The 24,600-nt window shown below is 38.6% G+C and carries 17 protein-coding genes; 9 read left to right on the top strand and 8 right to left on the bottom strand.

Features of this window, described 5'->3' with window-relative positions; all coding sequences use genetic code 11:
- Nucleotides 1-36: 36 nt before the first annotated feature.
- From CLV48_RS15245 to CLV48_RS15235, 3 genes are all read right to left on the bottom strand, one after another.
- Nucleotides 37-3,552: a T9SS type B sorting domain-containing protein gene (locus CLV48_RS15245; protein WP_106568161.1), complete on the bottom strand. Its 3,516-nt coding sequence runs from the start codon at nt 3,550-3,552 to the stop codon at nt 37-39.
- Nucleotides 3,553-3,694: 142 nt separating this feature from the next.
- The gene (gene yaaA / locus CLV48_RS15240; protein WP_106568160.1) at nt 3,695-4,444 is read right to left on the bottom strand and encodes a peroxide stress protein YaaA; all 750 of its coding nucleotides are present in this window, start codon (nt 4,442-4,444) and stop codon (nt 3,695-3,697) included.
- 8 nt (nt 4,445-4,452) lie between these two features.
- The gene (locus CLV48_RS15235; RefSeq protein WP_106568159.1) at nt 4,453-9,984 is read right to left on the bottom strand and encodes a gliding motility-associated C-terminal domain-containing protein; all 5,532 of its coding nucleotides are present in this window, start codon (nt 9,982-9,984) and stop codon (nt 4,453-4,455) included.
- An 84-nt stretch (nt 9,985-10,068) separates the two neighbouring features.
- Between CLV48_RS15235 and CLV48_RS15230 the strand changes: the two genes are divergently transcribed.
- The 6 genes from CLV48_RS15230 (at nt 10,069) to CLV48_RS15205 (ending at nt 16,716) form a co-directional block, all read left to right on the top strand.
- Nucleotides 10,069-11,118 (top strand): PorP/SprF family type IX secretion system membrane protein, encoded by a 1,050-nt coding sequence (locus CLV48_RS15230; protein ID WP_106568158.1) that lies wholly within the window; start codon nt 10,069-10,071, stop codon nt 11,116-11,118.
- A gap of 11 nt (nt 11,119-11,129) precedes the next feature.
- Entirely contained in the window at nt 11,130-12,377 is a 1,248-nt protein-coding gene (locus CLV48_RS15225) for a M48 family metallopeptidase (RefSeq protein WP_106568157.1), read from the top strand.
- 109 nt (nt 12,378-12,486) lie between these two features.
- Nucleotides 12,487-13,365: a phytanoyl-CoA dioxygenase family protein gene (locus CLV48_RS15220; protein ID WP_106568156.1), complete on the top strand. Its 879-nt coding sequence runs from the start codon at nt 12,487-12,489 to the stop codon at nt 13,363-13,365.
- A 12-nt stretch (nt 13,366-13,377) separates the two neighbouring features.
- Nucleotides 13,378-15,381, top strand: coding sequence for an alpha-ketoacid dehydrogenase subunit alpha/beta (locus CLV48_RS15215; RefSeq protein WP_106568155.1), 2,004 nt, complete (start codon nt 13,378-13,380; stop codon nt 15,379-15,381).
- Nucleotides 15,382-15,475: 94 nt separating this feature from the next.
- Nucleotides 15,476-16,204 (top strand): lysophospholipid acyltransferase family protein, encoded by a 729-nt coding sequence (locus CLV48_RS15210; RefSeq protein ID WP_106568154.1) that lies wholly within the window; start codon nt 15,476-15,478, stop codon nt 16,202-16,204.
- Between the two features lie 287 nt (nt 16,205-16,491).
- Entirely contained in the window at nt 16,492-16,716 is a 225-nt protein-coding gene (locus tag CLV48_RS15205; protein ID WP_245889573.1) for a hypothetical protein, read from the top strand.
- Nucleotides 16,717-16,769: 53 nt separating this feature from the next.
- Here the strand turns inward: CLV48_RS15205 and CLV48_RS15200 are convergent, their stop codons facing one another.
- A complete protein-coding gene (locus CLV48_RS15200) occupies nt 16,770-18,131 on the bottom strand; it encodes a transglutaminase-like domain-containing protein (RefSeq protein WP_106568152.1) in 1,362 nt (453 codons plus the stop codon).
- A gap of 119 nt (nt 18,132-18,250) precedes the next feature.
- On the opposite strand from CLV48_RS15200, the gene CLV48_RS15195 reads away from it, so the two are divergent.
- Complete coding sequence (locus tag CLV48_RS15195) at nt 18,251-18,673, top strand: rhodanese-like domain-containing protein (RefSeq protein ID WP_106568151.1); 423 nt, start codon at nt 18,251-18,253, stop codon at nt 18,671-18,673.
- 42 nt (nt 18,674-18,715) lie between these two features.
- Here CLV48_RS15195 and CLV48_RS15190 read toward each other — a convergent pair whose 3' ends face one another.
- The 4 genes from CLV48_RS15190 to CLV48_RS15175 all read right to left on the bottom strand — a co-directional run bounded on the left by CLV48_RS15190 (nt 18,716) and on the right by CLV48_RS15175 (nt 22,190).
- Entirely contained in the window at nt 18,716-19,447 is a 732-nt protein-coding gene (locus tag CLV48_RS15190) for a 3-keto-disaccharide hydrolase (protein WP_106568150.1), read from the bottom strand.
- Nucleotides 19,448-19,449: 2 nt separating this feature from the next.
- Nucleotides 19,450-19,878 (bottom strand): c-type cytochrome, encoded by a 429-nt coding sequence (locus tag CLV48_RS15185; protein WP_106568149.1) that lies wholly within the window; start codon nt 19,876-19,878, stop codon nt 19,450-19,452.
- A gap of 24 nt (nt 19,879-19,902) precedes the next feature.
- Nucleotides 19,903-20,955: a sugar phosphate isomerase/epimerase family protein gene (locus tag CLV48_RS15180; RefSeq protein ID WP_106568148.1), complete on the bottom strand. Its 1,053-nt coding sequence runs from the start codon at nt 20,953-20,955 to the stop codon at nt 19,903-19,905.
- Between the two features lie 65 nt (nt 20,956-21,020).
- Entirely contained in the window at nt 21,021-22,190 is a 1,170-nt protein-coding gene (locus CLV48_RS15175; protein ID WP_106568147.1) for a Gfo/Idh/MocA family protein, read from the bottom strand.
- A 275-nt stretch (nt 22,191-22,465) separates the two neighbouring features.
- Here CLV48_RS15175 and CLV48_RS15170 point away from each other — a divergent pair, with 275 nt between their 5' ends.
- Both CLV48_RS15170 and CLV48_RS15165 read left to right on the top strand, forming a co-directional pair.
- Nucleotides 22,466-23,710, top strand: coding sequence for a nucleoside permease (locus tag CLV48_RS15170; RefSeq protein WP_106568146.1), 1,245 nt, complete (start codon nt 22,466-22,468; stop codon nt 23,708-23,710).
- Between the two features lie 2 nt (nt 23,711-23,712).
- Nucleotides 23,713-24,585 carry a hydroxypyruvate isomerase family protein gene (locus CLV48_RS15165; protein ID WP_106568145.1) on the top strand — a complete coding sequence of 291 codons (873 nt, stop codon included), beginning with the start codon at nt 23,713-23,715 and terminating at the stop codon, nt 24,583-24,585.
- Nucleotides 24,586-24,600: the final 15 nt, after the last annotated feature.

The raw sequence follows: 24,600 nt of genomic DNA, 5'->3' as shown, positions 1-24,600 counted from the left end.
GCTCAAATTCAATATTTTATTTTGAATAATAATACATTATTTACTATAATTTAGAACCATAAGGCTCCGGGTTACTGATTGAACAGAATGATCGCTTTTATTTTTGTATTCTATTTTTACAACATAGGATCCAGGAGGAACAATTTGTCCGCTAAAAGTGCCATCCCATGGACAAGATGCTTTATTTTCAATTGTATCAGAATCATTACAATAGAATAATAATTGCCCCCATTTATTATAAATCCAAATTTTGAGTTCATCAATCAGGTTGTTGGAATAAACCAAAAAGCTTCTATCTGGATCTTGGGGTATAATTGCATTTGGAAACATCAATTGTAGGCCACAATCCTCTTTTACAGTGAATTTAGTAGTATATCTACAGCCATCATTGCTGGTTACAATTAACGTATAATTACCTTCAGCAAATGGGCTGAAATAATTTCCCTCTTGGACTAGATTTTCATCTAAATACCACTCATAATGGCTAAACAGCCCAGGATCGATTACAGGAATTTGCCCATAAATTGAACAGAAAACATACTCCTCCTCAATAATTGGTCTAATATTATCCTGAACAATATTAACCAAAGTCTTATCAAAACCTAAAAGACAACCTAATTGATTATAAACTTCAGCTTCATATAAACCCTCAGTCATTACCGCAATCACAGATTCATTTTGAAGATCTACTCGTTCACTTCTTATCCCTATGGAATCAGTAAAATACCACTTGATGTTACCTTCAAATTGTCCTAAGTCTCCCTTCAGGTAAATAAAGGTGAAACCAGGATCAGGGCAAATTGGAAATGACTCTAATTTTATGTCAATAGAGATTACCGGTTCTTGTATTATGAATTTTTTAGGTGGTAAAGAACATGACATACTCCCCTTAGGCCTTACTTCCAATTGATGGATACCAAAATTTGATGGTTGGAAAAATTGATCTTTACCCACTTCATTACCAATTGAATCATACCAATAAAAATCATAAAGTGCAGGGTCTTCAAATAATATTTCAGCTTTATAAATCAAATTACCCTCACAGTCTTCGCTGAATAACGATGGTTCATAATTGATTGGCTCGACTATGGTGACATTTAATTTTTTTATCATCTTACAAAGTGGACTGTTTGGGTCCAGTGCTTTAGACTCCACTATATACCCCCCTTCTATATCAAGAAAAATTGCACTGCCTTTACTTATTGTGATCTGATCTCCTGATGGTTTGGTAACAATAAATTCAATATCCAAAGGTGAATCCAAAAAAAGATTGTAATTATCGCAAACAGTTAATTCTTCAGGTAGAAAAAAATCCGCAACATCTTCCAGTTCGACAATATTTTCAATTTTTCTACCTATTTCACAACCTGATTTATTGTAAACTACAACTTCATAAAAGCCGTATTTTTCAATTTTGATTTCTGATTGTCCCTGAAACTGGGGTAGGTCAGTAGAGTTTCCAAACCTGTCTATATAGATCCACTCAAAAAAATTTGCTTCTTGAAAATTCGTTTCAACTTTGAGGATTGAATATCTTGAATTATAACAATACTGGGATTCAAGAATCTCAACCTCTACTTGAAATACAGGCTGGCTTACAATAAATCTCTTGGGAGGATTATTACATGGTTCTGAATTTCTTAACTGCACATCCAATTTAAATTCCCCAAAAGAAGTGGGGAATAAAAATCTGCCATTTCCTACCACTTGATCTAATTCATTGTACCAAGTAAAAATTAAATTGCTCGGGTCACGTCCAAAAATCTCTGCTTCATAAGTTTTATTTCCAAAACAATCCTGATTTACCAATTTGGGTTCATAATTTATAGCATCATTTGCTATAACCCTGAAAGCGAACTCTCTAGGACATAAAGCTCTATTTAAATCAGTTTCAAAGCCTTTAATGATATAATCTCCCCCCTCCCTTATAGTAAATGGTTCACCTGTAATTTTAGAAACAATCGTGTTATCGGGATACACCAATTCAAACCTCAAATTCTGATCTGTATTGGGAAATAATTCAAATTCTCCACAAATATTGAGTCTAACTGGAACATCAAATGAAACTAGGTCCTTTCTTGCAATAAAAAACGATTCAGAAAATGGAAATACACATCCATTTTCATCTATCAATTCAAGGAAATATGTCCCATTTGGTAGATCTATTTCAAATTCATCTTTGTCAGCTATTGTTCCAAATGATCCTGGTAATTCTTCTTCAGTAAATGGCAGACCATTTATGCTTAAGATCCTATATTTTCCAAAAAATGGTCCATTTAACAATTTGATCTTAATCCTACCATTTTCTTTACCTTTATCAGTACAAGTTTCATCCACTTTTTCAATGATTTCGAAAAGTATATTCCTTGGCTCTTCATCCAAACCAACAATAAAAGGAAAAAATTGTGTGCAAATTCCAGAATATATTACAACGCTATAAACCCCAGAACTCAAGTCAGACAAAATTATTGGGCCAGATGTAGGACTCAAAGAAACTTGGTCATAAATAATTTCATCCAACTTATAAACAAACAATCTATCTAATTCAGAAAGTATTTGGATCTGGACTTCTCCATCTCCTTGTAAACAATTACCTGAATTTCTCTCTACTTCAACTAATATTTCCCCTTGGGGAAGTACAGAAAATACTAAGCTGTCTTCCAGTTTACAGAAAGTATTTGTTGAGTTATCTGGAACAAATACAAATTCATAGTCACCTATTCCCTCAAGATCATAAAGGACATTAAATATCAAATTATTTTTTTCTCCTAATAAAACCCGATTACCAGTACCAACTTTTTCATAATACCAGGATCCAGGCACAGGTATATCAGTACTTAGGGTAATTTCTTCCCAATTGAAACAAACATTTGGTTTGGAAATAGCTATTGTATAATCTTGAGGAATAGAAACTGAAGTAAATTTAGAAAAAGGACAAATAATCTGTCCCTTATCATTTTTAGTAAAAAATTCAGCTACAAATACTCCAGGCTTGTCAACTTTTAAGCTATTACCATTACCGATTGTTTGACCATTTTGGTCCTTCCATTCAATAAAAAAATCAAGTAACTCTGGATCATTAGGATTTATCAACATCAACTCAACTGAACCATCCTCGCAGATTAGATAACTATCTTGTAAAATTAAATCTACTCCCCTATTAATCCTAATTAACTTTGAATCAGAAAAAATAGGAACTGACCCTCTTCTTACATTCAATTCAATCGTATAATTTCCTTCTTCTGAAAATGTATAACTAAATATTTGAAATCCACCATCTCTATCTGCCAGTAGAACGCCTTTTTCGTTGAAAATCTTCCAAGAAAAAACGTCCGTGGCCAAGCCTCCACCTGAAAAATCTCCTATAATACTTCCATAGTATAAACACAATTCATCAGGACCTGTTATCCCTAGTTCTTCATTAGAAAAATTTAAATCACGATAATTAATATCTGATTTAGCATAACTTTCAATAAATTGATTAGACCAAAAAAAATACATTCCTCCAATAAATAAAAAGAATATTGGTAGGTGTTTTAGTCTACTTTTCATATTATTTCTTCGCTTCCATACCAAGTATCAAAACATTACTGAAAATTAAATCATTAACCCAAACATTCAAATAACATATATTACATTTTTTTGAATTTCTAATACAAATTTTATACGCTCGAATAGGGGATTTTATAAGTAACTACCTAACAAACAACCACTCTCCATTTTCCATCTCCTCTTTAAACTCATACCTTTCTGCATTAAAGACCTTCAATTGTTCAGGTTCATTGATTCTGTTTTTAATAATATAGTCGGTCATTAATCCTCTGGCCTGTTTGGCAAACAATCCAATAATCTGGTATTTCCCATTTCTGTACTCCTTGAAAACAGGGGAAATAACATTGGAGCCCAACTTAGAAGTATCAACTGCTTTGAAATATTCCTGAGAAGCTAAATTAATTATGGGACTACCATTGGAAGCCTGATTGATCGTTTTAGCGATCCTTTGTCCCCAAAATTCATAAAGATTTTTACCTCTTCTATTTTTCAATCTTATCCCCATCTCAAGTCGATAAGGCTGAATCAGATCCATAGGCTTCAATAGCCCATATAATCCAGAAAGAATTCTCAAATGTTTTTGGGCAAATTCAAAATCCTCCACCGAATAATTCTCAACATCAATTTTGGTATATACATCTCCCTTGAATGCCAATATGGCTTGTTTGGAGTTTTCAGGAATAAATTTTTCTTGAAATTCCTGGTACCTGGATTTATTCAATTGAGCTAGCTTTTCACTGATTCCCATCAACTGCATAAGATCCTGAGAGCTTTTCCTCTTCATAATGTCCACCAACTCCAACGTTTGTTGCACAAATTCTGGCTGGCTGTTTAATTTTACTTCTGTTATACTTAAATCAAGTGTTTTAGCTGGTGAAATTAAGGTAATCATATAAATATTTACTGTATAACTACTATTGCGCTTTTTAAAGTTCTCTTGACATTTTGACGGGTACTTCCATAATTGACCACAACAGGATATGAACCTATCGGAACAAATCTGCCATTGACAATACCGTCCCAAGTACAAAGCTCAGTTTCCCCATTTATGTTCGAATTTTCACAATAAAAAATCAATTCCCCCCATCTATTATAGATAAATACTTCCAATTCATCCACAAATTCAGTTGGGAATATCCTGAAATTCCTTTCTTCATCACCCAATATTATGGCATTTGGAATCCGAACCCCGATTTCACAGTTTTCCACCACATCAAATCTGACAACAAACTCACAGCCTTGGTCATCTGATACAATCAATACATATTGCCCTGGAATTACAGGGGTAAATGTAGGTGAATTAGACACTTCCTCATCCCCCAATTGCCAAGAATAGTTGGGGTATTCACCTGGGTTTATTTCGAAAGTTACACCTTCAGGAGCACAAATTTCATATCTTGACTCCAGGACAGGTGGAATGATCGTAGATTGAATTATTTCAATTTGATCCGACCCCACTACACAGCCATCACCATTAATCAATAACACTTCAAAGATTCCATTTTCCAATACCACTACATCTTCCAATCCAAGCCAATTTTGTTGGGATACTCTTTCCCCGTTGACAATTTCATACCATTCAACTCTTGCAACATCAGACAAATCAGCAATAATGGAAATGATGGTAAAGGGATCATCTGCACAAAATGGTTCAGCCACTAGTTCTACATTAATCTCAGGAGTTATATCATCTACAATAAATGAAATTGATTGATTTTCACAAAGTGCCCCTGTTCTCGGCTGAACTTCCAGGAAATACTCTCCAGTTGCCCTCGGGAAAAACAATGGATTTCTACTTACTACGCGACTATTTGAATCCAACCAAAAAATGAATACTTGATTTGGATCCTCATTAGGACCCAAAACAGCCTCATAGTATATCCCGAGATCACAGTCAATTCTTGGTCCAACCAAATTAAACACAGGCGGAGCAATAATTACCAGATTGATCTCCCTTTCCAAAGAACAATCAACACCGCTTGGATCTTCCCCCAGAATAAAATAATTACCTGTTTCTGTCAATGTAAAACTTCCGTCTTGATTGGCCTGAATGGTATTGCCTGAATTATTTCTTAAAGTATAGACAAGTTGATCTGGAGACTGAGGTGTAAAGACAAAAGTTCCGCAAGCTTCCACATTTGATGGAACCGTAAAATCAACAAAATTTACTTGTTCTACTTCCAAAAGCTGGTCAAATGGCACAGAACAGCCATTCTCATCTTCCACCTCAACTGCATAAATTCCTGCCGGAACATTGACTGATATCTGTTCAGAATTTGTAAATGAATCTGAGAATACGGCACCATCACCTTGTCTGACAATCTGATATGTTCCTGATACTGGTCCATTGGCAAAACTAATAACTATTTGTCCTTCCTGTACCACTTGTACATCACAGGTTTCAGATACAGAGGTAACCTCATAACCTTCAATTCCCTGAGGAGGATTAAGGTTACGGATGGTCACAGATTGCACAAATTCACAATTAAATTCATTGCGCAACTGTAATGTATATAATCCAGGCTCAAGGTCAGTGAAAGGAGGTAGGCTTTCACCTGCAGCCAATGGGCCATAGCTCTGTCCTAATTCCATCACTTCAAGACTTTGTATGGATGACAATGCTGTTATTGTAAAACTTCCATTAGGATTGACACAATCATCGGAATCAGCCAGAATCACCACTTCAACTTCTGGTAATGGAAAAATAGTTAGCGGTGCAACTTTTTCAACAAAACATCCTTCAACCAAAGGGTCTTCGGCCAAAAATACAATCTCATACTCTCCCGGTGAAGGTAGTGTTGAAGGAATCAGCTCCAATTCAAAAGCAACTCCTAAGGAAACTCTATTTGGCGAACCGGCAGGTCTGTAAAACCATTCTCCGGAAATTGGTGTATTTGGAGCAAAGACTACCAAAGGCTCATCATAGCAAACTTCCTCGGCACTTTGGGTAAGATCAAAATCAAATGCCGGGCCTACAAAAACTGATTTACTGGCAGGACAAACATCAAATTCGGCTTCGGTTAATCCTTCGGGCACCCTGTACCTGACCGTAACTGTATAAATACTTTCTTCACTTACTTCAATGGTATTGCTGTTCTGATCACCGATTAACTGACCTGCAGCATTTCTCCACTCAAAATCATACAACCCCTCTGCAGGATCATACCCATCTATAGCTGTCAGCTGGACAGGGTTTCCTACACAAAGAGTGAATTCATCCGGCAAGGTAATTTCAGGGGCATCGACTACTTCCACTACAATCTCCTCTCTAAAATACTCAGGATCCCCACATCTATCCACCCGAAGGGTAACCGTATAAATCCCTGCCCTCGGTAAGGACTGCTCAAGATTCTGGAATTGTTCTCCAGGTCCTCCCAATTCAGAAATAATAACTTCTCCATCTTCATGAACTATCGTCCAAAAATAACTGTCAATATCAGGTTCACCTCCACCTTCAAATAAAGCCAGAGCTCCAAATTCCGGATCATAGCAAATTCTTTCCGGTCCTGCCAAGGCAGGTTCTGGAATGCTACTCCCTGATTGCTGTACAAAAGCAGGAAGGCCTAAAGTCATGGAAGTTCCAGGCGACAAGATAATTCCTTGCTCAGAATAAAAACTGTCAATGCAATTTACTCCTGGATTGATGGTAGTAATTTCGTTGGCACCGGGCCTTGCGACATATATCTGCCCATCAGGACCAACCTGCAATGCACCAAATGGCCCAGAAGTACTTAAAACATTCCTTGTAGCCAAAATACAAGATTCCCTTTGTGCCCTTGTGTTTGCATTGTTAAAACAATCAAAACAGGAAAGATTGGTATCTAAATCTTCACCCTGTATGGCAGAATCAGGCCGCTTGATAAGGTATTCCTCAATCTTTCCAGGGCTCCCTGAAAATGATACAAACACCCTGCTTCCATCATTGGAAAACTCCAAACCATAAATTTCTTCACCGGTACATCCCAAATCCAATTGAGCATATTCTGTAAGCCTTCCAGTGCTTTGGTTGAAATTGAAAATCTCTAATCTTGAACAGTTTCCATCTTGAATTGTAACAGCTACTTGGCTGCCATCGGGGCTGAATTTCATACTTCCAACACCGGTATTAAATCCATGATTAGATCCAACAGATGAAAAAACTGGCTGACCGATCCCAAATTGGCTGACTGGATATGCACGGAAAGTGTTATTGCCCAATTCATGGAATAAAACCCAGGTCGTATCACCAGAAGCCAGCGCTGCAGAATGTTCAGTACTGGGACTGAACAGAAAATTATTTTTGGTGACTACACTTCCAACCCCAGTGGGGTTATCTGTCTTAATGTCCACAACTGAATAGCTGACCCTATTACTTCCATCTGCTGCCCTTTGGGAGGTAAACACGTAGAAAATTGTCTGATTTTGGGGAACGGGTACAGCAATTACACCTTCTGAAGCCTGATTATTCCCCCCAATATTTTCTCCGTTATTCATTAAATCCCCGTTGAGATCCCACACGGATTCTCCATCTGTAAAAAACAATACCTGACCGGTCTCATCAGAAATAGTGGTAGTTCCTGCAGGAATATTTTGATTATGGCTCACAGGCCTGGGAACTGGTGCATTGGGGTCATCCGGATCAGGATTGAAGTCCAATCCGGCCCCGTTTCCAAAGTACCAAATATTATTGCTTTGATCAGGAAGATCCCAAATACGTACCCTTATCTCGGCATAGGCATAACAATCGGAACCCTGTTCCCTTACCAAAACCCAATATAGTCCTGGTCGGTCAACACAATTATTTTGGTCTTGGACCCAACCCTCTTCCCTTCTATTGGACCAAAAATACTCATAATTGCCTCCTTGGCCACCCCCCACACCTGGGGCTTGTCCTCCTTGGCCTCCACCTTGCTGAACTTCCAGCAATGAGCCTATATCCACACAAGCTCCCTCACAAACAGTGGTATCCTGAGCACTGAAATTGGCCTGTAGATTATTTTCTGTTAGCCTTATGGTTTTGGGTACTGTAACTGTATTTCCGTCAGCAAAGGTCACTGTAAGAGTAACCTGAATACTTTGATTGGCGGTAGCCTCTTCAGGTATCAGCAAGTGCTCTTGATTGAAATCAATATCAATAGGCTGGCCATCTTCATCGGTTAATGGTGGATTAAAAGTCCATTCAAAGCTTACAGGCCTGTAATTTTCAGGTGTGATGACACTGGTTAATTGTATAGGGTTATTGCTACAAGGTTCTTCAGGTTCCCATGTAAAATCAACCTGAGGATTAATATCTTGGTTTGGGGCAAACTGCGGAAAAACACGACCACAAAAATCTGTACCATTAAATGGGTCCTCCTCAATATCCAGCTCGTCCAAGTCGGTCTCATTTGGATTATTTACCCTCCCGATTAACTGAGGTCCTCCGACCGTTTCCTCATAAATATAGTAAAGCCGACCATCCGGGCCAACTTTGACATCAAAAATCCTATCCACTATCACTTCTATGGGCATGACTTCTGGTTCTGCATCCAGGTCATTGATGGGAACCCTTAAAAGCTGATTGCCCCTTGAGAAGTAAAGAAATTGCCCATCGGGCGAAATGGCCCCACCCTCTATAGCATCTGTACCACCTGATTGGGAAACCGTAGAAATTGACCCGAAAGACCCGGTGGAAGCATCAAAATCAACCACTGCAATATCATCGCCGGCATTTTCCGGAATTAAAATAAGCTTCCCAGTGGATTCCTCAAATACAATAGCTTTAGGAGTAAATGGGAATGAAACATTGCCACTTTCAGTAAAATCACCTTGGGTGGGTTCAATTCTTCTAGACACCAATTGACCATTACTAAAACTAATCAGATAAGAGGAAGACTGGGGCGTTTTTACGACCAAAATGGCTCCGGAAGCTCCATTTGCTATGGTAATATTTTTATCAATCACCTGTCCTAAAGGGGGTTGATTCGGCAATGCTTGCCCTGGAGCATTCATATCAATGACAGCATATTGAAGTTGGCCTGTTGGACTAAGATAAAATACATAAAATAATCTGTCTCCAAGTGGATCATAAGAAAGAGTTCCAATTGCTACTTTTTGCCTTCCTTCAAAATCACCATTTATCCCTGGCGCCATACCCTCCATTGGTTCATTGTCACCATCATAAATCAATTCCCCATTAGTGTAAAAAATGGTATTACCGGAAATTGGATCAATAGCAATGGCATTATTGTTCTGGCCAACTATAACATTTCCAGGCAATGTCCTGACTACCGGATCTTCCCCTCTTCCAAAAGATAAGTAACTGTTTTCCTGGTCAGACTCGCAATAACCAAAAATCCATTGATTGTTATTAAATCCCTGAGCCGAGGTATTTTGTATTGCCGATAAACAAAATATCAAACTTAAGAAAAAGAAAAATAAATGTATATTTATGTAATTTGTCGACGTTTTCATATTTTACACCATAATCACTAAAACAACTAAATGGTTTGATCGTTTAGTTTGATGTGTTCATTCTACCAATTAACGTATAAAAACTTGCAAAGGTCTTATCCATATCATCTTTTTTTACTGGTCATAGGCTTTTTTTTACTTTTTGACTCACAAGCTCAAGACCCTCAATATAGTCAATACTATGCAGCACCTTTGTATTTGAATCCTGCCTTTACAGGTTCAGAAATGTTACCAAGAGTTGGTTTTAATTATAGAAACCAATGGCCTGGTTTGGAGGCTCAGTTTACAACATTTTCTGCTTATTTTGACACCTTTTTGGATGAATATAACAGTGGAGTAGGCCTTTTAGTTATGAGTGATACTGAAGGTGCGGCCAAACTTAGGTCTTTTACAGTTGCAGGTCTATATTCATATGAGTTAAGATTAGGTGAAAATGCTTATTTCAGGCCTGGATTCAGGGCCAGTTATATTAGAAGGGAAATAGGATTTTATGAAAACTTAGTCTTTGCCAACCAAATTGACAGAAACAACCCTATGGGTCCATTATTACCGGGTTCTGATTTTCCTGGACTTGGAGATCCTGTTAACCTACTTTCACTATCTGCTGGTGGACTGTTTTTTACGGATAAATTTTGGTTTGGAGTAGCTGCAGACCATCTCAATCAGCCCAATCAATCCTTTCTAGAAAATGGTATTAGCAACCTTCCCTACAAACTTTCTTTTCACACAGGTTACAAAATACCATTAGGTTCGGGGGGATATAGAAATGATTTCACCCATATGTTCAAAGAGCGTTACATTGTGCCCACCATAAATTATAAAAGACAGGGACCTTTTGAACAGCTTGATCTTGGAGCATATCTTTACGCAGAACCTTTGATCATTGGTCTTTGGTACAGAGGTTTACCTTACCGTCCTGTCGAGCAGCAAAGCAATAGGGATGCCATCGTTCTTATGGTAGGGGTCAACCTTATCAACGGTATAAGCATGGGATATAGTTTTGATTATACAGTCTCAAAGCTTGGTATTCAGTCAGGTGGAGCTCATGAAATCAGTTTGTCTTTCCTTTTGGCCGATAAAAACCAAAACAGAGTCAGAAGCCGAGACACCATTCTACCTTGTCCTAAATTCTAAGAAAGACCTTAATGGAAGCCATTTGGATTAAGTACCTATTATTAGTTGTACTTACAATAAGTTTTATTTTTGATAAATCCTTAAGCTATCTCAATATAAAGAGGGACGTACCTTTTGTTCCTGATACATTGAAAGAATATGTTGATAGAAAAAAACTCCTGAAATCAAAGGAATACCAAACTACCAACTACCGCTTTGGCCTTTTAACTTCAACTGTATCCTTTACCTTAACTTTTTGCTTTATCTATTTTGGGTTCTTTGGCTGGGTAGATGATTGGTTGAGAAACTTGGTGGACAATCCCATTCTGCTTTCCTTATTATTTTTCGCCGTGATTTTTATTGGTTCAGATGCACTCTCAATACCTTTTGATTATTACCAGACCTTTCGCATAGAAGAAAAATACGGTTTCAATAAAACCTCAAAAAACACTTATATCAGTGACAAAATAAAAGGCTACTTTTTGTCCATACTGATTGGTGGTGGACTACTTACCGTACTACTGACTTTAATCAACTATATGGGCAAAGGGTTTTGGTGGCAGTTCTGGTTAGTCAGTGCAGCATTTATGGTTTTTGTAAACCTTTTCTATACTGCCCTTATCCTGCCCTTGTTCAATAAACTTACTCCACTGGAAGATGGTGAACTGAAATCCAAGATAATTGGATATGCCCAATCGGTTGGCTTCCCATTGGATAATATTTTCGTCATCGATGGAAGCAAAAGGTCCTCTAAAGCCAACGCATTCTTCTCTGGGTTTGGAAAAAGAAAGAAAGTGGTTTTATATGACACTTTAATAGATCAACACACTCCTGATGAACTGGTGGCTGTTTTAGCTCATGAAATTGGCCATTATAAAAAAAAGCATGTGATCTTGGGTATGATTGCTTCTATCCTACAGGTAGGCATTCTTTTATACATTCTTTCTTTATTTATTTTCAGCGAAAATATGAGCCTGGCTATTGGAGGAAGCCAAATGGCCATTCACTTGAACATTATTGGTTTCACCATGCTATTCTCCCCAATTTCAACTGTCCTGGGTATAGGAATGAATATCCTGAGCAGAAAAAATGAATTTGAGGCAGATGAATTTGCCAAAATGACTTTTGCTGGAAAGCCACTGGCAGAAGCTTTAAAGACTTTATCCGTTAATACACTAAGCAATATCAACCCCCACCCTTGGTACGTATTTGTAAATTATTCACACCCTCCACTTCTGGAAAGATTAAGCAAGTTGGAAGATACAGACCCAACTTTTTAATAAAATCATTCTAATAGACTATAGGTGTTTATTTGTTGAGCAAACAAACAAAACTTTTTTTTCTTTCGCTGTTTAGTCTGTAAATTAAGCTGTATTAACCACAAACCTTATGAAAGACCTATCTAATTACCCTCACCCAATTACTGATTTATTTCCCCAACCAAAATCCAGACAGGACTGGGATCATTACCGTCTTAGCAATGAACAAGTAGAATTTTTCAATGAGCAGGGATATTTAAGTGGAATCAAACTACTGGACGAAAAACAGATTGAGACATTAAAAAAAGAACTTGAAGAAGTCGCAGATCCCAAACATCAGCTACATCATCTTTTTCATGAATTTCATTCCAATGAGTCTTCTGATCCCGATACTGTCCTTTTCCATTCCCTTGGCCATTGGAGAATATCAAAAGCCTTTCATGATGTCATTTGGAATCCGGCATTCTTGATGGCGGCCCATCAGTTGTTAGGTGAAAAAGGCGTCCGATTCTGGCATGACCAGCTTTTTTGTAAACCCGCCCATCACGGTGGAGTGGTTGCATGGCATCAGGATTATTCTTACTGGACGAGGACTGTAGAAATGCAACACCTAACCTGTTGGTGTGGCTTGGATGATGCTACAATTGAGAATGGATGTATTTACTATGTCCCAGGCAGCCACAAATGGGGATTGCTACAAAAACCTTCACTTGCAGGACAAATGGAAGGATTATTGGAATTTTTAACTCCCGAACAAAAAGAGGCATTCAAGCCAATTCCAGTGGAATTAAAAGCGGGATACGCTACTTTTCATCACCCATTGATGGTACATGGAAGTTATGAGAATAAATCAAACAGGAGCAGAAGAGCCTTTGTCCTGAATGTTTTTGCGGATGGAACGGTGTCAAATACTGATGAAGAATTACTGAAAGGTGTGCCGGTAATCAGTAAAGGCAACAAAATGGAAGGCCAGTTTTTTCCCTTACTTTTTTCTCCTAATTTGGCGTAAAAATAAACCCATATGTCCAAATTGATCGAAGCGAAACAGGCTATATCTTTCAATAGAAAATCTTACGATGATCAAACCTTATTAAATTTATACGAATCACTTTTAATGCCCCGGCGGATAGAAGAAAAAATGCTGATATTACTCCGCCAGGGCAAGATTTCTAAATGGTTCAGCGGCTGGGGCCAGGAAGCCATTTCCATTGGGGCAGTCAATGCCTTGCATAAAGATGAATATATCCTCCCCATGCACAGGAATCTGGGCATTTTCACTGGCAGGGAATTACCTCTAGAAAAGCTGTTTGCCCAATTTCAGGGAAAAAAATCCGGATTTACAAAAGGCAGAGACAGGTCCTTTCATTTTGGTAGCAAAGAACACCATATCGTAGGCATGATCTCCCATTTAGGTCCTCAATTGGCCATAGCAGATGGAATCGGACTTGCCCATAAACTTTCAGGAGAACAAAAAGTCTGCTTGGTATTCTCTGGGGATGGTGCGAGTTCAGAAGGGGATTTTCATGAAGGCTTAAATGTAGCCGCTGTTTGGAAATTGCCTGTAATTTTCATCGTTGAACATAATGGCTACGGACTTTCCACTCCAAGTGAAGAGCAATTTGCCTTTAAATATTTTACTGAAAAAGGCCCTGGGTATGGGATGGAAACTATTCGCATTGATGGCAACAATGTATTAGAGGTATATGACTCCATCAAAACCTTGGCCGAGGATCTTAGAAAAAACCCTAGGCCGGTATTGGTTGAGGCAATCACATTTAGGATGAGAGGACATGAGGAGGCGTCTGGTACAAAGTATGTCCCTAAAGAACTTATGGAAACATGGGCCCTCAAAGATCCTGTGAGCAACTATGAAAAATACCTGGAAAGGACTGGGGTGTTGAGCCCTGAAATAAAAGAAAAAATCAATAAGAAAATAAAGGTAGCCATCAACAGAGGATTGGAAATAGCCTTTGCTGAGGAAGCAATTTCTCCAAATTCACTAGAAGAATTTCAGGATATCTATGCACCCTATGAGGCAAATGTAATACAGGCAGGAGAAAAGGCATCTGAAAAAAGATTTGTGGATGCTATTTCAGATGGTCTAAAACAATCCATGGAAAAGTTTCCTAATTTAGTTCTGATGGGTCAGGATATTGGAACTTATGGAGGGGTGTTCAAAGTTACAGAGGGATTTATTGACCATTTTGGAAGGGAAAGGGTCCGAAATACCCCCTTATGTGAAAGTGCTATTATCGGTACTGCCCTTGGACTTTCTATCAAAGGTTACAAATCCATGGTAGAAATGCAATTTGCGGACTTTGTAAGTTGTGGCTTCAATCAGATCGTCAATAACCTTGCAAAAATACATTACCGCTGGGGCCAGAATGCCGATGTGGTAGTCAGAATGCCAACAGGAGCGGGTGTTGCCGCAGGGCCATTCCACTCACAATCAAATGAAGCCTGGTTTTTCCATACTCCAGGATTAAAAATAGTCTATCCTTCTAATCCATTTGATGCCAAGGGATTGCTAAATGCAGCCATTGAAGATCCTAATCCATACCTTTTCTTCGAGCACAAGGCGCTTTACAGATCGATTTCAGGGGAGGTTCCTGAGGATTATTATACCTTAGAAGTAGGAAAGGCCAAATTAATAAAAGAAGGAAACAGCCTCAGTATTATTACCTATGGGATGGGGGTTCATTGGGCAATGAATGTTACAGAAGAATTGGGAATTGATGCAGACATATTAGACCTTAGAACATTATTGCCTTGGGACAAAGAAGCTGTCAAGAAAACAGTTGAGAAAACAGGAAAAGTGATTTTCCTTCAGGAAGACTGTCTGACCGGAGGGATAGGCGCTGAAATCGCAGCTTGGATATCTGAGCATTGTTTTGAGCTTTTAGATGCTCCAGTAATGAGGGAAGGCAGTCTTGACACTCCCGTTCCATTTGCCCCAAGTCTTGAAAAAAATTTCTTGCCGCTGGGGAGGTTCAGAGAAAAATTAAAATCACTGATCGCCTATTAAAAAAAGGGCCCCTGAAAAGCGCTTCAGGGGCATGCAAGCAAAGAGTTAGATTAATTATTTTCGATAACACAAAATTAATCAAATAATAAAGAAAATGAAAATACTCCAGTGGGTTTACACCCTGTATTCTGCATTGATTTTCATTATTTTAATGTTGGTTTTAGGTTTATTTGTTGTAATTCCTCTGATTTTAAGCCCAAAAGCAGGGAAAGTTTCTTTCTTCTTCATAAGACTTTGGGCCAAAATCTGGTCCTTCATGTCCGGTATCCGCTATGAAATTCATGGAAAAGAATTTGTCCATCCCAATCAGCCCTACATTTATATTTTCAATCACCGCTCATTTATAGATGCTCCTGTAATACCCATTGCAATTCCACAGGAAATTCGTGCTATAGGTAAAAAGGAATTATCTAAGATACCTTTCTTTGGATTTGTAGTTTCAAGAGTAGCCGTTTGGGTAGATAGAAAGGATGCATCTTCCAGGAAAGTTTCAGTAGAGAGGCTTTTGAAAATTCTGGAAAACAGAATTTCAATTGTAGTGGCCCCAGAAGGAACCAGAAATAATACAGAACAAACACTCTTGCCATTTCAACGTGGTGCATTTAGAATTTCTGTAGAAACAGGCATTCCTATACTTCCAATGGCAGTAATAGGTGCGGATAAAATCATGATGAGAGGTTCAATACTTATGAAACCAGGAAAGGTCCGCATCTATTTCTCTTCACCAATTGACCCTGCTCCCTATCAAAAAAATGCTGATTATATCGGTTTGTCAGAGAAGTGTTACAATAGGCTTGAGGCAATGATTCTTACGCATGAGTGAGTTATGGGCTCCCTTGGCGCCATTTAATCAAAAAAACATTAGCAAAACACTTAAAACAGCTCAATTTTAATCAGAATAATGAAGTGTGGAATGCGAGTTTGACTGATCTTATAGAAAAAATTCGCCTCAAAATAGTAAGCTAATCCTTGGAATAAGGAGTCCTTTTTATACCTGATCACCAGACCTATTCAAGCTAATATTTCGATAGATTATACAAAATATTGAAATAATTTTGTAATTTAGACTTTCTTCAAAACCAACAATCATCAAAAAACTTAATTATGTTAATGAAAAGACTAAGATCACTCCTTGCTTTGTTGATCGTTTTCGGATTTGTATTTGGAGCGACAATGACTTCCTGTGGGAACAAAAAAGCTGAGGACCAAACAGAGCAAACAGATGAACATCCATCTGAAGACGAGCATCCTTCAGATGAAGAACATCCAAGTGATGATGAACATTCAGGAGACGAACATCCAAGCGGTGGAGAACATCCTTCTTCCGAGGATTAAAAAATGATTTCTAATGAAAAAAAGGCTGTCACCAAAAAGACAGCCTTTCTTTTTTAATTGATCCGGTTAAATGAAAATACAGTTTTTGGATACAATAGTTCCCCTTTTTCTTCCATAATTGGATAAGCCAAAAAATTGATTGGACCTGCCTTTGGCATGGTTGATAGCACCAAATCCCTTCCCCTGCTCAGTTCAATCCTATTAGCCGGATGACGGCCAAAATAGTAAGTTGCGAGTGCTGTATATTTATTTCCTTCGCTGATATCAACAGGCCACCATTTTCCCTCAGCATAAAATTCCGCCCAACAATGATACCCATCTATACCTCCCTCATTTCTTTCGGATGGTATTGAGGCACCAATTGCAAATCTTGCCGGTATGCCAATCGATCTGGCCAAAGAAATAAAAAAGGAATGAAATTCCGTGCAATTTCCAGTTTTCGAATCACATGCAAAGTCCGCACTGCCTGTGCCATAGGTCCCGAATTTCATATAACGCATATTATCTATAATATAGTCGTATAATGCCCTGGCATGAACCAATTGTCCATCATTTTCCTTTCCTTTAATCGCATTTTCTGCGATCTCCTTAAACCTTCCTCCTACCGGAAGTAAAAGATCCGGCTCAAGGTATTTGTTGATCTCTTCTTCTGAATCCAAATAGGGGCCTTTTTCCTTTCTGGCTACCTCATAGACTATCTCTATCTCCTCACCACTATGTACCTGATTGACGTCCAGTACCAAAATGGTATTTCCAAATTTCTTTTCTTCTTGAAAAGATTGTTTACCAGGTACTTTTATTGACTTAATTTTAACTTCCTGAAACCTATCTGTCTGGGCAATGGGAATCCAGACCTTAGCATTGGCTGAGATTTTGGGAAGAAATGCCTTATAGGAAAATTCAAAGTAATCCCTCCCCTCTTTAACCCCAAAAAGATCATTGGTTGACGATTCGACCGGCACCCTCTTCCAGGTTTTATCCACCAGTTGCTTCCAGGAATACCTTGGCTTTCCGTTCAGTTTGTGCAGTGAAGTTTCTGTCACTTTCATATTCCCTGGCTCTCCTTCCAAAAAAAAGTCAACATCATAGACATCACCCTTTTCATCTGCAAGATCCACACAGGCAAAATGGCGGCTTGGACCCAAATTGGACAAATATTCAGTATGCACCCTCACCAGTTTAAGTCTTAATTCCACTTTCTCATCATTGACAAGAAAAAAACCCTCATTTATGGCTTTTTCCTGCTCTATATATGCTTTTATCCCATCTTCTATTTCTTCTATGGAAACCTTCTTTTTAGATAAATTCTCTTTTGCTTCTGACTCCAATGAATCTCTTTTGGATTGTTGACAACCAATTGCCAGCATACAAAAAAGTAAAATGGACAGGCTGAAAATTTGCTTTTTGAATTTCATGATTTAATTCTTAAATATTTTTTCGAGCAAAACCAAATACTCGGTGATAAAACGCACATGGGATTACCCAATATTGATGTAAATTAGTGGATTGTATCAAAAATGCCAATTTGAATATTATGAAACAGACTCTTTTTCTTTTGACTGTATTCTTCTTAATTGTTTCATGTGGTCCACAACAGAGGCAGTCTGATGAAAAACAAGAAAACCAAGTCCAAAAGGCAAAAATCCATAATGTAAACTCCTCTAAATTTCATGAACTTTCCCAATCAGGAAATGGAATTGTACTGGATGTAAGGACCTTGGCTGAGAGCCAGCAAGGACATATTCCTAACGCTATAGTTATCGATATTCATCAAAAAGATTTTGAAAATAAAATCCAATCCTTGCCTAGGGACAAAGAAATATACGTGTATTGTACAGTAGGGGCGAGAAGTAGTCAGGCGGCCTACATACTTCAGGAAAATGGATTTGAAAAAATATACAATTTGGATGGAGGGATCATAGACTGGGCAAAGAATGGATATCCAATTTCCAAATAAATCAAAAAACCGGACCAAGCTGTGATCCGGTTTTTTTTATAGTTAAAGCTTTTTAATTCTGATATTCCTGAACCAGACTTCATCACCATGGTCCTGTAGGGCAATCTTACCTTTTTGGAATTTTCCAAATCCAGGCATGTCCTTGAATTTGGAATTCGCTACCATATCTTCCCACTCTTGGGTCCACATAGTAGTGGAAACAACCATTACCCCATTCAGATAAAGTTCAAGATTTCCATTTTCGGCAATAATTTCAGCCAAATTCCATTCACCTACTGGTCTTACCGTCTCTTCACTGGATTCAATCAGGTCATATAAGTCTCCCGCTCTATGGGTTCTGATTTTGGCATCAGGATGGCCGTCGTTATCCAAAACCTGCATTTCTGGGCCTGTCATCCAAGGATAAGCAAATTCCGGAGACTCATGAACAAAAAACATGATTCCGGAATTTCCATCTTTGGCAATCTTCCATTCCACCTGAAAATGAAAATTATCAAACTCTTGATTGGTTACAATATCTCCGCCATCACCTGTCTGCCATCCATCTTTGTTGGATGCATCCAGATAAATTGACCCATCCTGAATTTTCCAAGCCGCACCAACATCACCACCGCCATATTTTGACCAACCTTCGAAAGTCTCTCCATCAAAAAGGCTGATCCAGTCATTTTCGGCAGTTTCTATTGAGGTTTCTTCTGCTGTTTTTTCCTCTTTTCCTCCACAGGCATAGAGTAAATAGGCAGCCATAAACAGGCCTAAAACTATTTTATTCATTTTTATTTCTTTAGCAAAAGCACATACTTTACGATAGTCTCCACATCTTCTTTTGCCAAATGTGGATGCGCTGGCATAGGCACTTCACCCCAATTGCCAACAAAACCATTAAGTACATGCTCTGTCAACATTGCAACATTCGCTTCAGTATTGTCATACTTGGCAGCAACATCAGCATAAGATGGTCCTACAATTTTTCTTTCTACCATATGACAGGCAGTACAACCTGATTCTTTGGCTTTGGCAGAACCTGCCACAAAAACAGGATCATCCTTGTATTTGTCCTCCAAGCTAACAGGTGCCGAAGCAGCAGGGGCAGGTTGAGAAGAAGCACTGGAAGATTCAGAGGAATTTGATCCTCCACCGCCACAGGAATAAGCAATAGCAGAAAGTACAATTACTCCCGCGGATAAAGATTTAATAAGTTTCATAATAAATATAAATTGATGGTAATTTTAAATTCCTAAGATTTTTTTGTTGAAAGCCTCATCAGCTCCAGCAGCTGCAAAATCATCAAAAGCTTTTTCTGTAACTCTAATGATATGGTCTGCTATAAACTGGGCACCTTCAATGGCACCTTGCTCCGGATGCTTGATGGCACATTCCCATTCCAATACAGCCCAACCTGAATAATCGTATTGGGAAAGTTTGCTAAAGATACCACTAAAATCCACTTGTCCATCACCTAAAGATCTAAATCTACCAGCTCTTTCTACCCAACTCTGATAGCCTCCATAAACACCTTGTTTTCCGGTAGGGTTGAATTCAGCGTCTTTAACATGGAACATTTTGATCCTTTCATGATAGAAATCAATGAACTGTAAATAATCCAGGCATTGCAGAACAAAATGACTCGGATCATAAAGGATATTGGCCCTTTTGTGGTTGTTCACCTTTTCCAAAAACATTTCAAAGGTAACCCCATCATGAAGGTCTTCACCTGGATGGAGTTCATAGCATACGTCTATACCGTATTCCTCAAAAGTATCCAGGATAGGAAGCCATCTTTTGGCCAGTTCTGTAAACCCTGTGTTGACCAATCCTGCAGGTCTCTGAGGCCAAGGGTAAACAGTATGCCACATCAAGGCACCAGAAAAAGTAGCATGGGCGTTCAAGCCTAGGTTAGCGGAGGCTTTGGCTGCATATTTAAGCTGTTGCGATGCCCATTCTGATTTTCCTTTCAGATCGCCGGCAAGATTTGCAGGAGCAAAAGCATCAAAGAGTTCGTTGTAAGCAGGGTGTACTGCTACCAATTGCCCTTGTAAATGGGTCGAAAGCTCTGTAATTTCCAGACCAGCTTCATGCACTATTCCCTTGATTTCATCTGCATAAGTTTTGCTTTCCGCAGCTTTCTGTAAGTCTATCATTCTTCCGTCCCAGGAAGGAATCTGCACTCCTTTGTATCCAACACTTGCCATCCATTCACAGATGTTCTTCAGGTTGTTAAACGGTGCCACATCATCGGCAAACTGGGCAAGAAATATTGCAGGTCCTTTTATGGTTTTCATAGGTTTTACATTAAATGTTAATTGAAAGATTTATTAATTCTAACTTCTTACACTATCGTCAATCATCAATATTTTACAACAAACGGCGTCCATTTCTGCTCAGAAGCTGAACTCGCTAATACATGCTCAATAAAGGCCATTCCTCTTATACCGTCCTCTGCTCCCGGAAAATCCCTCCATTCTGTTTTCGGCTCTTCACCTTTGCGAAGCGCATAAATGCAGCGCGCAAAATTCCTGTAAATATTTGCAAAAGCCTCAATATAGCCTTCAGGATGTCCGGCAGGAGTACGGGTATTTTCATTGGCTAAAGAACCCAAATAACCTGTTCCAGCTCTATAAATTTCTGCAGGCTTTCCTGGCCACCTTACAATTAAAGAATTATTATCCTCCTGTTGCCATTCCAAGCCCCCCTTGTCACCATAAACTCTAATTTTCAGGTTATTCTCACAACCGGCATCGATTTGGGAGGCAGTTAGAATTCCAGAGGCATTATTTTCAAAACGCATCAAAACAGCCCCATCATCATCTATAGGCCTTCCTTCTACCTTGATGTCCAGATCTGCACAGATTTTGGCAACTTTGATTCCGGTAACATATTCAGCCAAATTGAAAGCATGGGTCCCTATATCCCCAAAACAACCTGCTTTACCATTTCTGGCTGGGTCTGTTCTCCATTCCGCTTGCTTATTGTTTTCATGTTCCAAAAGTTTATAAAGCCAGCCCTGTGGATATTCCACATAAACCTTTCTGATTTCACCTATGGCTCCCTGTGCAATCATCTGTTTCATCTGCTTCACCATCGGGTAGCCTGTATAGGTATGGGTAAGACAGAATAACTTATCACTTTTTTGTATGATTTTGTACAGCTCTTGAGCTTCCTCATAGGTAAGTGTCATTGGTTTGTCCAATACCACATGAAATCCACTTTCTAAAGCCTTTTTGGTAGGATCAAAATGGACATTGTTTGGGGTAACTATACTGATTATATCAATTCTTTCGGACTCAGGTAAGTCTAACTCTTTTTCGATCATTTCGGTATAAGAAGAATATACCCTGGATGGATCTAACATCAGTTCTTCACCAGCCTGTCTGGATTTTTCGGGATTACTGCTGAAAGCTCCAGCGGTAAGTTCTATTAATCCATCCATCAAGGCAGCGTTCCTATGTATAGCGCCAATAAAAGCACCTGGTCCGCCTCCTACCATACCCATTTTGAGTTTCTTTTGAGCTGTCATTGTTACTTGAGGTTTAAAGGTTTATTGTTTTAAACAGATTTCGTTCAATTCACTCGTAAGTTAATTCATGATTCTTTTTCACTCGAATCAAAGCCTAAATAAATGACCAATTGCTTTAAGATGTTATGAGTGGTTAAGAACGCCGAAACAAATCATTTTTAAATCAATTCCCACATCTTGCAAAAATAAAATTAAGCTAAAAAACCTGAATTTTAAATAGAAAATTGATAGTTTACGTTCTCAAAAAATCAAAGATTGACTAATAATTGATTCCCATGAGCTTAACACTCAGAATAAAACTTTCCTTGATGATGTTCTTAGAATTTTTCGTCTGGGGTTCTTGGTATGTTACCATGGGAACTTTTTTAGGCATGAACCTTCAGGCCTCCGGGGCCCAGGTGGGAAGTGCATTTTCAACCCAATCTTTTGGGGCAATTATAGCCCCATTTATCATTGGCCTTATAGCTGACAAATTTTTCAATGCGGAAAAAATTCTGGGGGCATTGCACATTTTAGGAGCTTTTGCACTTTTCTTGGCATATCAGGCGACATCTTTCCAGGAATTTTATCCATTTATATTCATATACATGATCCTTTACATGCCTACCCTGGCCTTGGTAAACTCTGTTTCTTTTAGACAAATGAAAGATCCGGAAAAGGAATTCTCTCCGATAAGGGTTTGGGGAACTATAGGTTGGATCACTTCTGGATTGACAATTAGCTATGTCTTTTTTTGGGATGCGGTGGACAACATGAATGCCGGAATGCTGAAAAACACTTTCTTGATGGCATCCATTGCCTCAATGATTCTGGGACTATACAGCTTTACACTCCCAAAAACACCCCCAAAAGCTGAAAAAGGGCAAAAAGTTAAGCTTTCAAATATTTTGGGCTTGGATGCGATAGGACTTTTTAAAGACAAAAATTACGCAGTATTCTTTGTTTCTTCTATTCTGATCTGTATTCCTTTGGCATTTTATTATCAAAATGCCAATCCATTTCTGGCAGAAATTGGAGTTTCTGACCCAACCGGAAAAATGACCATTGGCCAGATCTCTGAAGCATTGTTCCTGCTTTTACTTCCTGTTTTTTTCAAACGCTTCGGGCTTAAAAAAACGCTAATTGTAGGAATGTTGGCTTGGGTGGTCCGTTACGCCCTATTCTCTATCGGAGATGCTGATTCCGGACTTTACCTTCTGATCATTGGCATTGCTTTACATGGCATCTGCTATGATTTCTTTTTTGTTTCCGGCCAGATTTATACTGATGCCAAAGCCGGAGAAAAATTCCAGTCTTCTGCCCAGGGCCTGATCACATTGGCCACCTATGGCGTGGGCATGTTGATCGGATTTGCTATCGCAGGTCAAGTCTCTGATTTATATAAATCTATTGATGGCAGGCACGCTTGGGAAACAATCTGGATGATTCCATCAGGCATTGCTATATTAGTAGTGATATTCTTCGCTGTAATGTTCAAGAATGAATCTGTCAGTAAAGAAATCCAAAACAAACCTAATTAAACATGAAAGAAAACAGCAGAAGAAACAGCTTAAAAAAGTTAGTGATGGGCACAGCAGCGCTAAGTAGTTTGCCCTACTTGGAATCAAAGGCAATTACAATTTCAGGCCCTTTGAAAGGAAATGTGAAACATGCGGTTTGCCATTGGCCTTTCAATCCTATGACCTTAGAGGAATTGTGTATAGGCATCAAAAAAATAGGTTTCAATGCAATCGATTTAATTGGGCCTAATAACTGGCATATTTTACAAAAACACGGAGTAGAATGCTCCATGTGCAACGGGGCAGACCTTGGCATTGTTCAGGGCTTCAATGATCCCCAATACCATGAAAAATTAATCCAAGGCTATGCAGAAGTAATCCCATTAATGGCAAAGGCCGGTTACAAAAACATCATTGCATTTAGCGGCAACCGAAAAGGTATGGATGATGAGACTGGATTAAAAAATTGTGCCATAGGTCTTAAAAAAGTAATGGGAATAGCAGAAAAGTATGGTGTTACCGTTATAATGGAGTTACTCAACAGCAAAGTAGACCACCCGGATTACATGTGTGATAAAAGTGCATGGGGTGTGGAGCTTTGTAAATTGGTCGGTTCAGAGAACCTCAAGCTTCTTTATGACATTTACCACATGCAAATCATGGAGGGAGATCTGATCAGGACCATCAAAAGAGACCACCAATATTTTGGCCATTACCATACTGCAGGAAATCCAGGCAGGAACGAGATTGATGAAACCCAGGAAATAAACTATCCCGCAGTGGTTAGAGCTATTTTGGATACCGGATTCAAGGGGTATTTGTGTCAGGAATTTGTACCAAAAACAAAAGATAAAATGGCAGCTTTAGAGCAGGCTATTAAAATATGTGACCTTTAAACTATCAATTTAAAT

Source organism: Cecembia rubra (assembly GCF_003014575.1).
GTDB lineage: Bacteria > Bacteroidota > Bacteroidia > Cytophagales > Cyclobacteriaceae > Cecembia_A > Cecembia_A rubra.
This window is presented reverse-complemented; position numbering and strand designations above follow the sequence as displayed.

Bases quoted from the DNA above. Each gene is read 5' to 3' on its own strand.
- CLV48_RS15165 (WP_106568145.1), top strand. From the start codon at position 23,713: ATGAAAGAAAACAGCAGAAGAAACAGCTTAAAAAAGTTAGTGATGGGC.
- CLV48_RS15195 (WP_106568151.1), top strand. From the start codon at position 18,251: ATGAAACAGACTCTTTTTCTTTTGACTGTATTCTTCTTAATTGTTTCA.
- CLV48_RS15245 (WP_106568161.1), bottom strand. From the start codon at position 3,552: ATGAAAAGTAGACTAAAACACCTACCAATATTCTTTTTATTTATTGGA.
- CLV48_RS15185 (WP_106568149.1), bottom strand. From the start codon at position 19,878: ATGAAACTTATTAAATCTTTATCCGCGGGAGTAATTGTACTTTCTGCT.
- CLV48_RS15175 (WP_106568147.1), bottom strand. From the start codon at position 22,190: ATGACAGCTCAAAAGAAACTCAAAATGGGTATGGTAGGAGGCGGACCA.
- CLV48_RS15200 (WP_106568152.1), bottom strand. From the start codon at position 18,131: ATGAAATTCAAAAAGCAAATTTTCAGCCTGTCCATTTTACTTTTTTGT.
- CLV48_RS15215 (WP_106568155.1), top strand. From the start codon at position 13,378: ATGTCCAAATTGATCGAAGCGAAACAGGCTATATCTTTCAATAGAAAA.
- CLV48_RS15190 (WP_106568150.1), bottom strand. From the start codon at position 19,447: ATGAATAAAATAGTTTTAGGCCTGTTTATGGCTGCCTATTTACTCTAT.
- CLV48_RS15235 (WP_106568159.1), bottom strand. From the start codon at position 9,984: ATGAAAACGTCGACAAATTACATAAATATACATTTATTTTTCTTTTTC.
- CLV48_RS15205 (WP_245889573.1), top strand. From the start codon at position 16,492: ATGAAAAGACTAAGATCACTCCTTGCTTTGTTGATCGTTTTCGGATTT.
- CLV48_RS15210 (WP_106568154.1), top strand. From the start codon at position 15,476: ATGAAAATACTCCAGTGGGTTTACACCCTGTATTCTGCATTGATTTTC.
- CLV48_RS15225 (WP_106568157.1), top strand. From the start codon at position 11,130: ATGGAAGCCATTTGGATTAAGTACCTATTATTAGTTGTACTTACAATA.
- CLV48_RS15220 (WP_106568156.1), top strand. From the start codon at position 12,487: ATGAAAGACCTATCTAATTACCCTCACCCAATTACTGATTTATTTCCC.
- CLV48_RS15170 (WP_106568146.1), top strand. From the start codon at position 22,466: ATGAGCTTAACACTCAGAATAAAACTTTCCTTGATGATGTTCTTAGAA.
- yaaA (WP_106568160.1), bottom strand. From the start codon at position 4,444: ATGATTACCTTAATTTCACCAGCTAAAACACTTGATTTAAGTATAACA.
- CLV48_RS15180 (WP_106568148.1), bottom strand. From the start codon at position 20,955: ATGAAAACCATAAAAGGACCTGCAATATTTCTTGCCCAGTTTGCCGAT.